Source organism: Marinobacter lipolyticus, from assembly GCF_018424605.1.
GTDB lineage: Bacteria > Pseudomonadota > Gammaproteobacteria > Pseudomonadales > Oleiphilaceae > Marinobacter > Marinobacter lipolyticus_B.
The window spans coordinates 38,727-53,831 of record NZ_QTKT01000010.1; the positions used below are offsets into that span (position 1 = coordinate 38,727).

The 15,105-nt window shown below is 60.0% G+C and carries 13 protein-coding genes; 7 read left to right on the forward strand and 6 right to left on the reverse strand.

Translation table 11 applies throughout. The annotated features are described in order from the left end of the window. Positions 1–15: 15 nt before the first annotated feature. Positions 16–633, forward strand: a complete 618-nt coding sequence (locus tag DYI22_RS13650; protein WP_213478647.1) for a TPM domain-containing protein — start codon at positions 16–18, stop codon at positions 631–633. Here DYI22_RS13650 and DYI22_RS13655 read toward each other — a convergent pair. After that, the gene (locus DYI22_RS13655) at positions 617–3,340 is read right to left on the reverse strand and encodes a mechanosensitive ion channel domain-containing protein (protein WP_228301036.1); all 2,724 of its coding nucleotides are present in this window, start codon (positions 3,338–3,340) and stop codon (positions 617–619) included. The two genes, DYI22_RS13650 and DYI22_RS13655, sit on opposite strands and share 17 nt — an antisense overlap. 411 nt (positions 3,341–3,751) lie before the next feature. On the opposite strand from DYI22_RS13655, the gene DYI22_RS13660 reads away from it, so the two are divergent. Further along, on the forward strand, positions 3,752–4,177 hold the full coding sequence (locus DYI22_RS13660) for a CopD family protein (RefSeq protein WP_323132919.1): 426 nt from the start codon (positions 3,752–3,754) through the stop codon (positions 4,175–4,177). Between the two features lie 35 nt (positions 4,178–4,212). On the opposite strand, the gene DYI22_RS13665 is transcribed toward DYI22_RS13660, so the two are convergent. Next, entirely contained in the window at positions 4,213–4,695 is a 483-nt protein-coding gene (locus tag DYI22_RS13665) for a DUF2231 domain-containing protein (protein WP_213478649.1), read from the reverse strand. Between the two features lie 93 nt (positions 4,696–4,788). On the opposite strand from DYI22_RS13665, the gene coxB reads away from it, so the two are divergent. The 4 genes from coxB to DYI22_RS13685 are packed head-to-tail and all read left to right on the forward strand — an operon-like array spanning position 4,789 to position 9,131. After that, the gene (gene coxB / locus DYI22_RS13670; protein WP_228301043.1) at positions 4,789–5,442 is read left to right on the forward strand and encodes a cytochrome c oxidase subunit II; all 654 of its coding nucleotides are present in this window, start codon (positions 4,789–4,791) and stop codon (positions 5,440–5,442) included. Further along, positions 5,435–7,951 (forward strand): cytochrome c oxidase subunit I, encoded by a 2,517-nt coding sequence (gene ctaD / locus DYI22_RS13675; protein WP_213478651.1) that lies wholly within the window; start codon positions 5,435–5,437, stop codon positions 7,949–7,951. The genes coxB and ctaD overlap by 8 nt, the downstream gene beginning before the upstream one ends. Next, positions 7,948–8,304, forward strand: a complete 357-nt coding sequence (locus DYI22_RS13680; protein ID WP_213478652.1) for a hypothetical protein — start codon at positions 7,948–7,950, stop codon at positions 8,302–8,304. The genes ctaD and DYI22_RS13680 overlap by 4 nt, the downstream gene beginning before the upstream one ends. A gap of 8 nt (positions 8,305–8,312) precedes the next feature. Further along, positions 8,313–9,131, forward strand: a complete 819-nt coding sequence (locus DYI22_RS13685; RefSeq protein WP_213478653.1) for a cytochrome c oxidase assembly protein — start codon at positions 8,313–8,315, stop codon at positions 9,129–9,131. Here DYI22_RS13685 and DYI22_RS13690 read toward each other — a convergent pair. Then, entirely contained in the window at positions 9,128–10,936 is a 1,809-nt protein-coding gene (locus DYI22_RS13690) for a glycerophosphodiester phosphodiesterase family protein (protein ID WP_213478654.1), read from the reverse strand. The genes DYI22_RS13685 and DYI22_RS13690 overlap by 4 nt on opposite strands. Positions 10,937–10,981: 45 nt before the next feature. Continuing rightward, positions 10,982–12,841: a sulfatase-like hydrolase/transferase gene (locus tag DYI22_RS13695; protein ID WP_213478655.1), complete on the reverse strand. Its 1,860-nt coding sequence runs from the start codon at positions 12,839–12,841 to the stop codon at positions 10,982–10,984. Between the two features lie 165 nt (positions 12,842–13,006). Between DYI22_RS13695 and DYI22_RS13700 the strand changes: the two genes are divergently transcribed. After that, positions 13,007–13,834, forward strand: coding sequence for a hypothetical protein (locus DYI22_RS13700; RefSeq protein ID WP_213478656.1), 828 nt, complete (start codon positions 13,007–13,009; stop codon positions 13,832–13,834). A gap of 10 nt (positions 13,835–13,844) precedes the next feature. Here the strand turns inward: DYI22_RS13700 and DYI22_RS13705 are convergent, their stop codons facing one another. Both DYI22_RS13705 and DYI22_RS13710 read right to left on the reverse strand, forming a co-directional pair. After that, positions 13,845–14,570 (reverse strand): UDP-2,3-diacylglucosamine diphosphatase, encoded by a 726-nt coding sequence (locus DYI22_RS13705; RefSeq protein WP_213478657.1) that lies wholly within the window; start codon positions 14,568–14,570, stop codon positions 13,845–13,847. Next, positions 14,567–15,076, reverse strand: coding sequence for a peptidylprolyl isomerase (locus DYI22_RS13710; protein WP_213478658.1), 510 nt, complete (start codon positions 15,074–15,076; stop codon positions 14,567–14,569). Before DYI22_RS13710 ends, DYI22_RS13705 begins: the two co-directional genes overlap by 4 nt. Positions 15,077–15,105 lie beyond the last annotated feature (29 nt).

The window sequence follows — 15,105 nt, forward strand, 5'->3', positions numbered from 1 at the left end:
GAGACCAAATCAACCATGACATTATTAACCGATAACGAACAACAGCAGGTGGCAGCAGCGATCGCCGAGCTGGAGCAGCAGACAGACGCCGAGCTGGTCACTGTGTTGGCGGCCAGTTCCGATGATTACACCTACATTCCCCTGCTGTGGGCCGGTATTCTGGCGTTGCTGGTGCCGGGGGCGCTGAATTTTTTCGGCGGCTGGCTGGGCGTGAACGGCTTGCTGGCGGCTCAGTGGGGCCTGTTCATTACGCTGTGCCTGTTATTTCGGGTATCCGGTGCCAGCCACTGGCTGGTGCCCCGGCGAGTGCGTTTCTGGCGGGCGTCGAATATGGCCCGGCGCCAGTTTCTCGAGCAGAATCTGCATCATACCGACGGTGGTACCGGGGTACTGATTTTTGTCTCGGAAGCCGAGCATTACGTGGAGATACTGGTGGATCAGGGCATCTCGGAGAAAATCGAAAACAGGGTCTGGGAAGGTATTGTCAGCGATTTTACCGCCAAAGTACGGCAGGGTCGCACCCTGGAGGGGTTCCTCGATTGCATTGGCAGTTGTGGCGGCCATCTGAAGAGTCACGTACCGGCGACCCGCGAAAAGAATGAGCTGCCCAATCACCTCATTGTTCTGGGGTGATCGGGGTCTGGGTGCGCACGTGAATGTCCCGCTGAGGGAAAGGAATTTCAATGCCCGCCTCACGCAGCGCGAGGGTGACGGCAGCGTGGATCTCATGAGACAGCGGCATGATGTCCAGCAGGTCGTTCACAAACAGGCGTAACTCGAAATCGATCCGGCTGTCGCCCAGGCCGACGCAGAACACCGCAGGGGCGGGATCGTCGACAACCCGTTCGTTGCTGTGGGCCACCTCCTGAAGGATCTCCTGCACCTGATCCACATCGGAGCCATAGGCGACACCCACATGCAGGATGACCCGGGTAATGGGATCGGAGAGGGTCCAGTTGGTGAGATCCTGGGTCACGAAGGTTTTGTTGGGAATGATCTGTTCCTTGCGATCCCAGTCCACCAAGGTGGTGGCGCGAATGCGGATCCGGGAAACCGTACCGGTGATGCCGCCAATGGTGACCGTATCACCGACGCGGATCGGCCGTTCAAACAACAGGATGATGCCGGATACAAAATTGGCAACGATTTCCTGCAGACCAAAGCCCAGGCCCACACCCAGGGCCGCCACCAGCCACTGCAGTTTCGACCACTGCACGCCGATGACCCCGAGAAAAACCACCACGCCGACGAGCACCAGGATGTAAGTGGTCAGGGTGGTGATGGCATAGCCGGCGCCAGGCTCAAGCTTCATGCGGCTCAGCACCATGACTTCCAGCGTTCCGGGCAGGTTTCGCACGGCCATTACGGTGCCAACGCCCACCAGCAGGGCAAGCAACAGATCACCGAGGGTGATGGGCAGGGGATCGCCCCCTTCAAGGCTGGTGCTGATGGTCCAGAGGGTGATGTTGTCGAACAGTTGCAGGGCCGGAATCAGGTTCGCCCAGAGCAGCCACAGGCCGGTTATGGCGATCACCGAGACCAGAATCCGCAACAGGGACGTACTTTGCTGATTAATGTCCTTGAGGTCCATCTCCGGCATGTCCAGCGACTGGGGTACGCCCTCGCCGGATGATTCGGCGGCCTCTCTGGCTTCGGCCATCTTGCGCTCGGCAGCCCGGTGTTCCCTCAGGCGCTCCAGTGTCAGCCTGCGCTCCCGCACGGCCAGCGCCCTCAGGCCGAGATAAAAGAGCATGGCATTGAATGCCACCCAGCAGATACTGATAAACAGGTTGCGTTCCAGCTCCACGGCGGTGTAGTGGTAGCCCAGCAGGGACGCACCGGCCAGTACCAGCGGTGAGGCGACGGCCAGAACATGGAGGATCTGCAGGAACTTGCTGTTAGGGCGGTCTGACCGCACCGCGCTCATGATGCGCTGGGCGAAGGTGGCCAGCGACACGGAAACGATAATAAACAGCAAGCGCCCGAGGCTGTCGTCAAATTCGGACCCTTCCGGGGTTTCAGTGATCGGCGTTATCACCGTGATCGGGATGATCACCGCCAGCAGAATCGGCAGTTCCCGTCGGATCGCCCGCAGTGAATCGATGTGCCAATGGAAATGGGTCTCGCCCAGCCCCTCGCGGCGGGCGACCTTGAGAATAAAGGCAAGCAACAGGGTGACCAGGGCGGCCGCCGTAAAGCCCTTGGAAAGGGCTGCGTAGAAATCGTTTCCCTCCATCAGCAGGAGGGCGGCAACCGCGAAAATCAGCACGCCGGGCAGCGCCAGCATCAGGCTGTTGGCAAAGGCAAACAGTGTGTAGGCAATGCGATCGCGGCCGACGTTGCCGACATACCGGTTATTGGCAGCAAGGTTGGTCTTGATGCGGCGCCGTTTGATGACCAGTAACGCCAGCACGGTGATCAGGAAGGCAATGCGGCCACCCCGCTCGCTGACGGATTCGGTGATGGCTTCGCGCAACGGATCAAGCCTCAGCTGCGAGGCAAACCAGGCCACCGCCTTGAACAGTTCCGCAAGGGTACCGACACCCACCGACGGCGCGCTCGGCAGCCAGAACAGACGCTGCTGCAACAACGTCTGGTAGGCGATCACCCGATCCTGGAGCGCGGAGACGGTACTGTAGTATTCGTTAAGAACCTGGATGTGCTCCGTCACGGCCTTGTGGAGGGCGCGGATCAGCTCTGCGCGCTGCTGTCGCAACTGATCGCGGGCATCGTCGCCGGGATCGATCACCGCTTCAAACTCTTCCAGTCTCAGCTGTTCCTCCCGCGCGGTGGTGAGCTGATCCTCGATGCCCCTGATCAGGTCGATGGCAATGCCCTGGCGTCGCAGCCGCTCCAGCCTTTGCTGCAGCAAGCTGGCATACTCGCCTGTCAGGTTCAGCCCGGCCTTTTCCAGTCGCAACTCGAAGCTGTTGTATTCGTCTTTCAGGCGGCTGAGCAGTGATTCGGCGTAGTTAAGGCGATTCTGTGTGGAATCTACGGCTACCCGGCGCTGGTTGAGCGACGTTTGCAGGGTATCAATCTGCTGGCGGATATCTGCGGTTTCCGCATCCGGAAGCTCGATCTCGGGCGGGCCCTCGGCCTCGGCTTCCAGCTCGGGTTTGACGGCGGGCCTGGATTCTTCGGGCGTTTCGGCTTCATCCTCTGATTCTGCGTCTTGCCCTTGGCCATTCTGCTCACTGACCTCTTCGGGTTGATCGCCTTTACTGCTATCGCGGCTTTGTTCGGCATAGACGGGCATCGCCAGGGCCAAAAGGGCAACCATCCCCGCCAGCCAGGGCAACAGCATGCGTACTGGACAATAGGGTTCAGAAAGCTTCATGAAATGGCTGTCCTTGCACCGTGAGACCTTGAGTCGGATATAACTTATGTTAACGCCCATAAAGGATCACATGATTTAACATCAATTAATAATTGCACGGAAGCGGGAGTAAAGGATTATGCACCTAGACTTCAAGCCCACTTCTGGTGAGCCTTCTCGCATGCGCGCAGTAACTCGGAGAATAGCGTCGCTCTCAAACCCTGCGCTTTTCGGGCTGTCAGTTCTGACTGTGTTGGTTTGGGTTGCCTCTTCGCAACTCGGGTTCAGTCGCGTCAGTGGATGGCTGCCTTACCACGTACCAGCCAGTATCTTCCTCTCTGCAATCCTGTTGGTCGTGGTGTTCGGGTCGTGGTTGAAAAAACTTAGCGTCGGTGAAGAGCTCGGGCCTTCGATTCGTCGGGGCGTGAAGAAGTGAATTGGCTACTCATGCTGCACATATCGACTCTTGTGTTCTGGGTAGGCTTTCTGCTGTATCTGCCCGCGCTGGTTTCTTTTTCGCCTGACACAGAGCGGACCTCGCTTGCCTCGGATTTCCCGGAGCCGGCAGTCACCCGCATGCTTTTTACCCATGTCGCAACGCCAATAGCCCTGTTGGCTATCATCGCCGGCACTCTTGTTTTTGTCGCTTATCAGATTATTCAACCATGGCTGATCGTCAAAATGACATTGGTGGTTTTGCTTGTCGTGAACCATATCGTGGTGGGGCTGCTGGTGATGCGCGCAGAAACTGGGAATGAACGGTTTCTGCGATCATGGTGTTTGTTGTCAACAGGGACCACCTGTTCATTGGCAACCGCCGTACTCTGGTTAGTGTTGGCCAAGCCAGACCTGGGCTGATGTGGGGCTTGCCAGTGCTCTGGAGAGGTCAGCTTTCAGCTTTTTTCCCGGCGCTCGGCCATTTTCTCCGGCGATACACCCACGGCGTGGTCAAAGATCAATTCTCCTCCCAGCATGCTCGTGAAGCCGATCAACAATCCCGTCAGCAAAGACAGGTAGAGCCCCCAGGGAATAATCACGAGGTCCGCGGATCCTTCCGCCCGGAGAAGCCAGTTAAGGGTCGCAAGCGACAGCAGCATGACAGCGAGCAGTGCGTGGGACCAGGCAATGACCAGCCGTCGGATTTGCGCCACCGACAGCAGGTCTACAAGGCCCACCGCGCCGGACAGCCAACCGCCGACCATCCCTACACCGGCAAGCCAAAGGCTGGCTCGCGCCCAAAAAAAGTCCTGTGTATACATGTAGGCGAGGTCAGTCGCAATAAGACCGATCAGCGCGGCAACCGGGAAGTGGATCAACATCGGATGAATGGGATGGCCCAGAATCGACACGGTGCTGACGAGATGTTCCTTTTCCATAGCGACTCTGTGCTCAGACTGTGGAAGGGTCAAAGGAGGATGACCTCCGCCTGTAGAAGCCTAGCAGCGGCAGCGTTACCTGGCATCTTTTTGATGTTGACGGCCTGTAATCAGGATTTTTCGATTCTGGCCCCGGCGTCAACAAATGCAGGGCGCATTGCCGCGCTCTGGTGGGGCATGTTCTTCTGGTTCGCAGCGGTGCTTATTTGCCTCGTCGGATCATGGATATACGCGATAATGAGATCCCCGGAGGGAACGACCGCGCATCGGGAACGGCAACATCAAAGGCGGTGGTTAGTGGGGGGAGGTTTGGTGCTACCCATTGTTTCAATGGCCGTGATCCTGGCGTTCGGGATTCCGGCCGGGAACAGCATGTTGCCATCGACCCCGGGCGAGGGCGATGTGCTGCGCGTTAATGTTACGGCCTACCAATGGCACTGGGACGTTCACTATCCGGACTCAGATATCCGGCTGGTGGATGAGATCCACATCCCGGCTCATACGGCGATTGATGTTCACCTTTCCAGTGCCGATGTTATCCATTCCTTCTGGGTGCCCAGGCTCGGACGTAAGCTGGACATGTTTCCCGGGCGCACCAACGTGTTGCGGCTGCTCGCAGACGCCCCGGGCGTCTATCGTGGCCAGTGCGCTGAATTCTGTGGCACAGGACACGCCCACATGAAGTTAACGGTCATTGCCCACAGTAACGAGGACTTCCGGAGATGGGAGGAGGGGCGGGATGAATGAGCCGTCGGCCTGGTCTGGCAGAAATCGGGAAGAACAGATGGCCGACGTATGGGGCAACCTTCCTGGGTGGGGAACTCTGGCGGCAGTGAACCATACGTCTGTTGGTTTGCGATTTATGGCGACCGGCCTGCTGTTCTTCCTGGTCGGCGGGCTCCTTGCGATGCTCATGCGCACTCAACTCGCCCTTCCCGAGCAGACAATCGTTGAGCCGGACCTGTACAGCCAGCTATTTACCATGCACGGCACGGTCATGATGTTTCTCTTCGCTATTCCCGTACTGGAAGGGGTGGCCATGTACCTGATCCCTAAAATGATCGGCACCCGGGATCTGGTTTTCCCCAGGCTCAGCGCATTGGGTTACTACTGTTACGTGTTTGGCGGCCTTATTGTGCTGTCCAGTCTGGTTCTTGAAGTCGCGCCGGATTCGGGCTGGTTCATGTACACCCCCCTGAGCAGCCGCGAATATTCGCCCGGTCCCGGGTCCGATTTCTGGCTGCTGGGCATCACCTTTGTGGAAATCTCGGCAATTTCAGCAGGTGTTGAGCTGGTGGTTTCGATCCTCCGAACCCGGGCCAGGGGCATGTCACTGAACAGGATGCCGATCTTCTGCTGGTATATCCTGGCGATGGCGCTGATGATCGTTTTTGGGTTTCCACCTCTGATTCTGGGAAGTGTGCTTCTGGAGCTGGAGCGAGCCGGCGGGATGGTTTTTTTCAACACCACCGGAGGCGGCGATCCGCTGCTGTGGCAACACCTGTTCTGGTTGTTCGGGCACCCGGAGGTTTACATTATTTTTCTGCCGGCGGCGGGGATTGTCTCGACCCTGATACCGGTATTCGCCCGCCACCCTCTTGTCGGCTATCAGTGGATTGTACTGGCCATTGTTACGATGGGCTTCGTGAGCTTCGGGCTCTGGGTGCACCATATGTTCACAGTGGGAATTCCTCACCTGGCCCAGGCGTTCTTCTCGGTGGCCAGCATGCTGGTGGCGGTACCCACGGCAATCCAGATATTCGCATGGCTGGCGACCTTGTGGCAGGGCCGGGTGGTTTTTGATCTGCCCATGCTGTGGATCGTGGGATTTCTGGTGGTGTTCGTCTGTGGTGGCTTGACCGGCGTCATGCTGGCTCTGGTTCCGTTCAACTGGCAGGTGCACGATACGCACTTTGTGGTAGCGCACCTGCACTATGTTCTGGTCGGCGGCATGCTGTTTCCGTTGGTGGCCGGGTTCTACTACTGGCTACCCCATATATCCGGCCGGATGCCCTCGTATCAGCGCGGGCGCTGGGGCTTCTGGTTGTTCTTCGGGGGCTTCAATCTGACCTTCCTGTTGATGCACCTGACCGGGCTGTTGGGTATGCCGCGCCGGGTGTATACCTATGAATCCGGGCTCGGCTGGGACTGGCTGAATCTGCTGTCGTCCCTGGGCAGCTTTATCATGGCGATTGGGGTGGCGGTGATCATCATCGATATTTTCCTTCATTTCCGCTTCGGCGCCAGTGCAACACGGAACCCCTGGGGGGCGGATACGCTGGAATGGGCGATTCCCATGCCGGTGAATTCCTACAACTTTCTGAGTATGCCGGAGGTTTCAAGCCGGCATCCGTTATGGCACACGCCGGAGCTTACTGACCGGATCTCCGCTGGCGAATACGGTCTGGCCGACGCGCGCCACGGACGGCGGGAAATCTACCTGTCGGATGCCGTCAATGGTCATGTCTCGGCGATTGTTCCTCTTCCAAGCAATTCCTGGTTGCCCATGGTTACCGCAGGGGCGTTAGCGATTGTTTGCCTTGGGCTGTTGCTGAAAGCCTATTACGTCGCTCTGGCGGCTGCGTTGATGTCGTTGACGGTGATTCTGAGGTGGAGCTGGGAAAACGGCGCGCACCCTGCGGTTGCTCCCGGCGGAGATGCCAGTCCGGAAGAGCCTCACCTACACTCCCGAACCTCAGATGGGCCCGGGCTCTGGGGCATGGTAGTAGTGCTGATGTCTGACGGAACGCTGTACGTGTCGCTCCTTTTTGGCTGGTTCTACCTTTGGACCGCAGCCCCCGAATGGGCCGTCCCTGACAAGCAGCCAATTTCCGTTGCTCTTTTGGTGGCCAGCGGACTGCTGCTGACTGTCGCGACAGGGCTCTACCAGAAAGCTGTGTCGCGCCTGAAAGGCGGTTGCGCTGACCGCCTCGGTTCCCTTCTGTGGTGGGTGGCGGGGCTGGCGACCGTTCACTGGGTGCTTCTTGTTCTGACCATCGTGATGGGCTCGCTGAAGCCCCAGGAGCTCGCCCACGATGCCGTCATTCTTGTGGCCTTATTGTATCTGGCCATTCATAGCGGGCTGGCGTTAATCATGACAGCCCTGCAGGCCGCTCGTGTGAGGTTCGGGTATGTTGGTGAGGCTTTGCCATATGAGCCGATTGTTATCCGGCCATTCTGGCTCTATACCCTCGGCGTTTTCTGGCTCACCGTGGCCGCATTTTTCCTGATTCCCCTGGTCTGGACAGTGGCATGAATGAGCGTAGCCTGGCACCTGTTCACCTCGTGCTCGGGCCGGTCATCTGGTCTGCCTGGTTTGTCCTGCTGTACGGTGGTTTATCGGTGGCCTGTGAATTTGCTCCTCCCGACCCCGAACAGGGAGCCGGTACGCCCATTAACGTGGTGATGATTGCGTCAGCCGTGCTGCTCGCCGTTGGGCTGGTGTACCTGTCATACCGATGCACTCACGGGGGATCGGCGCCATTGACCGGCACACACGACCCCGCCCGGTCGTTTATTCGCGGGATGTCCTCATCCATGTACGTTGTTTCCGCGGCGGGGATTATCGCATTGACCATTCCGTCACTGGTGCTGCCACCGTGCCTGTGAGTGGCCGAATGGCTCAGCTATTTGCAGTCGCACTGGCAAGTTCGCTTCCCCTCCCTGCGTTTGGTCATAGCGTGAAGGGTGATGTGGGCGACGAATGGCTGGTCTCGCTCATCGGCATGGCGGGCTTCGCTTTGCTTTGGGGGGCGTTTTTAAGGGGGGGCTGGCCGCGGCCTCACCGCAGGCGGCGGTCGTGGTTTTTTCCCGGCGCGCTGTTGATTGGTATGTTCGCAATGTGGGGTCCGCTGGACAGTTGGGCAACAGCGAGCGCCAGCGCGCATATGGTTCAGCATATGCTGTTTATCGGGCTGATGGCGCCGCTTCTGGTACTGAGCCGGGCCTTGCCGCAGATCACCAGGGGGCTGGGTGGCACACCCGCGCGAACGGTAAGTCTGTTTTTTCGGTTCGTGAATCGCCCTTTAGCCATGGGTTACCTGCATGGGCTGACGATCTGGCTCTGGCACCTGCCTTATTTCTACCTGCTCGCACTTCGGGATCCCTGGCTGCACTTGATCGAGCACATCAGCTTTATCGCTACAGCAGTGCTGTTCTGGTGGGCGGTGCTGAACAGCGCAAGTCGCCATATCGGACTGGCACTTTGTTCGCTCCTGTTGACCCTCATGCATACAGGAATACTGGGAGCGATACTGACCTTCGCACAGAGGCCGCTTTATGGTGATCAGTATGCGCTCGAAGACCAGCAGCTGGCGGGGCTGATTATGTGGGTTTTTGGTTCGTTTCCCTATTTTACGGCCGCGCTCTGGGTTACGTGGACGGCGTATCGGCGCCTGCAGGGCAGCGAGCCCGGCGACCGCGTAGCCGACGATTAACGCAGCCAGTTGCGGAGTTTAACGGCCAGCAACTCCGCATCCGAGAGGCTGGCGCGTTCCTGCAACAGCTCGCTGAGGACGTCCGGACGATCGGTGATGATATTGTCGACGCCCATATCGATGAACCGGGACATGGCCGCGGGCTGATTCACCGTCCAGACGTGGAGTTCGTTGCCGGCGCGGTGGGCGCGCGCGACCGCAGTGGGCGTGGCCCGGTTCATACGCAGGCCGAGTACATCGTAGTTATCGTCCCACAGCGGGCCCATCACGAACTGGGCCAGCAGCGTGGTCTTGAGTTCCGGCTCCAGTCGCTTTACTTCCTGCAGGGTTGTCCAGTCGGCGGCAGCCACAATGGTGCCGGCTACAAAGTTCTTTGCCTGCAGCAGGTCGACCACGGCCCGCGCAAGTTGCGGGGTATTGCGATCCGGTTTGAGGTCAACGAACAGGCCGGCGCGACCGCGGGCGGTCTCAATGGCTTCGGCGAGCGTGGCGATGCGTTCGCTGCCGAAGCGCTGATCAAACCATGTGCCGGCATCGCGATTGCGGATGGCGTCGAACGGGGTCTCGCTGATGCGTTGCCCCAGGCCGAAGATCCGCGTCATGTCCGAATCGTGCCAGAGCACAGGCACGCCGTCCGCCGTGAGTTGAACGTCGATCTCGACGTAGTCCGCACCGTCTGCAATGGCTTGCTCAATAGCGCTGAGGGTGTTTTCCGGGGCTTTGAAGGCACTGCCCCGATGCGCGGTCACGGTGACTTCTTCCCGCTGGCCAAGGGTGTCCACCACCAACCATGCCTGCCCCACCGCCAGAATGACCACCAGAGCCTCTGCGATCCAGGCTTTCGGGCCGGCGTTCTCCGGCATCGGATATTGCAGGGCCGGTTCCGGCGCGGTCACGGTTTTGCCGCTGGCACGGTGGTAAAGGCTCACGATGAAGGCGCCATACGCCGCCGTGCCGAAAAACGTGACGGCGACGCCGATAACGATGTAGCAGCTAATGAACACCAGAACAAACGGCGCCAGAACAGCGGCCTGATCGGGCAGGATAGCGAACAGCGCGGTCGCGATCTGATCGAACGCCACCGTCACCAGAACCGGTAACAGCAGCACCGCCGCCAGCCCTGTCGTCAGCACTCCGGTGGCATGACCCCGGTGCCCACGGGTAAGTCGCCTGCTTTCTCGCAGAGCCTCGAGAGGGCTGAAGCTCTCCAGCATCAGGCAGGGTACGGCCAGTATCCAGCGCAGGAAAAGCGTACCGTTGCAGGTGATCAATCCAAGCGCAGCCAGCAGCGCGCCGCCAACGAACCACCAGAATTCCGGTGGCTTTTCGAGGCGAAGCAGGTAGGGGTCATGGTGCTCCAGCAGCCAGCTCCAGCCCAGGCCGATCGCGAGCAGAAAGGGCATGGCCACCAGCAGGTGGGTGACCACCTGCAGCAGGGTCAGCTGAATCAGGGCCGGAAACTTCCGCGCCGTGCCCCAGACCGCACCCAGTGCCGTGCGATAGTGCCGATAGGGTGGCGATGCCGCAATCAGGGTCATCCCGGCCTGCTGAAGCAGGATCACCAGAACGGAAAGGCTCAGAGTTGCAAATACCCAGACGACGCCACCGGGCGAGGTCAGGAACTCAACGATGCCGCCGGTACTGACAGCGGCGCGCCCGGTAACCGGGCGCAGCGAGGCCAGTGCCCAGGTAACCGCGGGTGTCAGCGCAGCCATCGCCAGTCCGGAAAAGAACAGATAGAACGTCAGTAATGCCCGGCGCTGGCGGTGCAACAGGTTCAGTGTGCTGGCAATCAACGTCTTCATAAGCCGGTGACTTCAGGGCTCCTGATGGTTAGCCGTGGCATTGGGCTAGTGGGTGACTGGATCGGCCTGGGTTGTGTTCTCGAACAACGCCATGCGCTCCTCAAGAGACAGGAACGGTGGTTCGTCCGTTTCCTGGAAAGTGCCGAACACCCGCTTGGGATCAAACGACCAGGAGGTGCATCGTGTCAGCATCTCCGTGCAGGAAAGCAGCTGGCCGCTTTCGCGCAGGAAGTATTTCAGCCCGGTGTAGGTGTCGGCGAGCATGATGTCGCGACGTTTGCGGTCGTTGGTCACCAGCAGGCTGCGGCCCACCATTTTCCCCGCCTGGTCGCCGTGCCCGGCGGCATCCAGAATGGTCATGGGAATATCCAGTTGCGCGGTGATGGCGGTGGCCGGCGCGTAGTGGTTCAGGCTCTGGGGATTCGGCGGGCGCACCGCCAGTACCCCCAGATTGCTGTTCAGGGGCAGGGTTTCGTGGTCCTCCCGCACAAACCCACCGGATTCGTCCGACGTCACAATCACCAGGGTGTTGTCGAGGATGCCGTCCGCATTAAGATTTTCGAGAAACGCGCTGAGGGTTGTCTCCATTACATTCATGGCGTTACGCCGTGCCTGCTGGGGCTGCGGCAGGGCCGCTTCCAGTGGGTCTTCCAGCGGCTCGGATTGCCGGGCCTCGATTTCCTGCTCGGCCTCTTCTCCTATCTCAAACGGGTGGTGGGTGCCCACATTCAGCAAGGTGACGAACCAGGGGCTCGTCTGTTGGTCGAGGGCCCGCAGCCGTTTTTCGACGTCATCAAAATAGATCGGGTCGGGCGGCCCCCAGCCGTCGGCGGCGTTTTCGTGGTCGAACCGTTCAGCACCGGTCACGTCCATGAACCCGGCCTTGGGCATAAATTGGTCTTTCTGCATGTACTCAATCGGCGCCGCCTGCCAGTAAGCGGTGTGGTAGCCGTTCTCGCGCAGCTTTTTGGGCAGGCATTCGGGCGTTGCCCGCTCCTCGGCCACATCGGCCATTTTGTTGGACGGCCGGCGGAAATCCGGATAACGCCCGCAAAGGATGGCGAAGGTGCCCCGGTCGGTCTGGCGTTCCAGGCTCAGGGTGTTCTGGTAGAGGCGAAAACCCTGGGCCAGCAGGGTGGCTTCCAGTTGCTCCAGAACGACAGTGGGTGTCAGGTTGTGGTACCTGCTGATGCTGGGGAAGTAACCGCCGGACATGCCTTCGATCATGATCAGCAGCACGTTGGGGGAGCTGTCGCTGGGGCGGGAGGTGATTTGCTGGTGGAAAAAGTTGGTGCGTGCCTCCAGGCTGGCGTCAGCTTCCACCGCTTCATCGCCGATGACAGTGCCCACGGGATAGAGAATGGCGCCCGGTATCTGTGCGAACACGCTGGCCACCACGTTGTTGGCGGGGGTGGTCAGGCTGGGAAAGGAAAGCGAGTAGATGGCCACCACCGCGACGGCACAGCCGGTGAGCGCGGTAAAGCCTCGCGGCGGTTGCGGCACCAGGGCGCGATGAGCACGGTGAAGCGCCCAGGCCAGAAACAGGTAGAGTGGCAGCAGGAACAAATAGACGTTAACGAGACTGCCCGTAATGAAAGTGGGGTCCATGCCTTTGCCGGCAAAGGCGAGTTGAAACAGGGTGCCGTGGGCAGTCAGGTGCATGCCGGCGACATAGGCCGCGCAGCCAAGCAGAACCACCAGTGCGACCCGGAAAGGCCCCCGGGTGATCGTCAGCAGCACGGCAAGAATGAACGCCCCGGCAAGGTCGCCCCCGATGGTGCCTACCGGGCTGGGCCACACGCCACTTTGCAGGATGACGCCGGCGCGCACCAACAGGAGCCAGCCCAGTGCCAGCAGAAAGGTCAATAGAAAGCGACGGTCCGTCAGAACCGAGAGGGATCTCATGGGGGCGTATTCCTGTATCGGATGTATCCATACAGTATGCGCCAGTGGTTTCAGGCTTCAACTGTTGGACCGGCTTTGCCCGGCCCCCTGTCCCAGAATTAATCTGGCAGAAAGGCGGTGGAATGGTTAAATACCGGTTTTAGCATGGGCAAAGGAACGGGTGTCATGGTCAGGATCGGGGTGTCACTGGGTCTTACAGTGTTGCTGTTGTGTATCGCTACCGCTGCATCTGCCCGACAGCCAGACCCACGGCTGTCGCTGACGGAGCCGGAACTGGCGTGGATTGGTGACCAGGTGTTTCAGAACGAATGTGCCGGGCGCCGCGAATGCCTGGTCCATTGGAACGTGGGGGAGGCCTTTCCATCGCTGGGTATTGGCCACTTTATCTGGTACCCGCAGGGGCAGGAGGGTCGGTTCGTGGAGAGCTTTCCGGCATTGATCAGCCACATGAAGGCCCGCTCCGTGTCCCTGCCCGACTGGTTGGCCGAAGACCCGGTGCCCGATGCTCCCTGGCCCAACCGCGCATCGTTCCAGGCGGAAGCGGGCAGTGACCGGGTCACCGCGCTACGGGATTTTCTGGCCGATACGAAAGCTGTGCAGGCCGACTTCATCCTGCGCCGGGCCCGTGCTTCCCTCGATAAGGTGGTGGCAGCTGCGCCGGCCAATGAGCGGGCCTTTATCCGGGCGCGGCTTGGTGAATTGAGCGCATCGCCCGGTGGCGCCTATGCGCTGATCGATTATGTGAACTTCAAGGGTGAGGGGGTGTCGCCGCAGGAGCGCTATGACGGTCAGGGCTGGGGGCTGTTGCAGGTGCTGCAGGCGATGTCCGCCGAGCCCAACCGACCGGCGCTCACCCGATTCCGGGAGGCTGCGGCGCAGGTACTGACCCGGCGCGCAGACAACGCCGAGCGGCCGATTGAAAGGGAGCGCTGGCTGCCGGGCTGGCTCAAACGGCTGGAAACGTACCGGGAGCCAGCCGATGTCAGTATCTGACGACAGCCCCTCAGAGAGGGGCTTTGTCCAGCACGGGCTCGTTGCCCGGCTCGACGCTGAGCCACCATACATGCTGGTCCCAGTCTCCCAACACGATGCGTTTGGCCGGCTTGCCATTGGCTTGCAGTGAATGCTCCGCCGGGCGGTGGGTATGGCCGTGAATCAGCCGCTGAACCCCGTGTTCCTCCATGACCTTCACCACCTCCTCCGGTGTGACGTCCATGATGAACTCTTCTTTGCCCTGGTTTTTCGCCATGCTGATTTCCCGTAACTGCCGCGCCATTTGCTGGCGGTCGGCCAGGGGCCGCTGCAGAATCATCTGCTGCCACTGGGGGTTACGCATGTTCTGGCGGAATTTCTGATACTCCACGTCGGCGGTGCACAGGCTGTCACCGTGCATCAGCAGGGTGGGGGTGCCGTAAAGGTCCACCACCGTTGGATCGTCCAGCAGGGTAGCGCCGGCGCGGGTGCAGAACTCCTCGCCAATGAGAAAGTCCCGGTTGCCGTGCATCAGGAAGATGTCGGTGCCGCCGTCGCTGAGGGCCTTCAAGGCCCCCGCAACGGTTTCCTGCAGCGGCGTGCGCTCGTCGTCTCCGATCCACGCTTCAAAGAAATCGCCGAGAATGTAGAGCCGGCTTACCCCTTGCGCGCGCTTTTCCAGAAAGGCGAGAAAAGCCTCGGTGATGTCCGGGCGGGACTCCTCAAGGTGCAGATCCGAAATGAACAGCGTGGTCACGCCGCGCCTCCGCCCTCAACCACTTCGGCTTTCTCGATCACCACGTCTTCAGCAGGAACGTCCTGGTGGCCGGCCCGCATGGTGGTGCGTACCGCGCGGATGGCATTGACTGTGTCCATGCCGTCCACCACCTTGCCGAACACGCAGTAACCCCAGCCTTCGGCGTTCTTGGCGGTGTGGTCAAGGAAACCATTGTTTTCCACATTGATGAAGAACTGGGCGGTAGCCGAGTGCGGGTCCATGGTGCGGGCCATGGCGACGGTGCCCTGCATGTTGCTCAGGCCGTTATCGGCCTCGTTCTGGATCGGATCGCGAGTCTTGCGTGGCGCCATGCCCGGCTCGAAGCCGCCGCCCTGAATCATGAAGTTGCTGATTACACGGTGGAAAATCAGACCGTCATAAAAGCCGTCACGAACGTATTGCTCGAAGTTCTTCGCGGTTTCAGGTGCCTTGTCGTAGTCCAGTTCCAGAGTGATATCACCGTGGGAAGTTTTCAGCAGAATCATCAGGGTTTCCTGTGTAGAGAAGTGAAAGC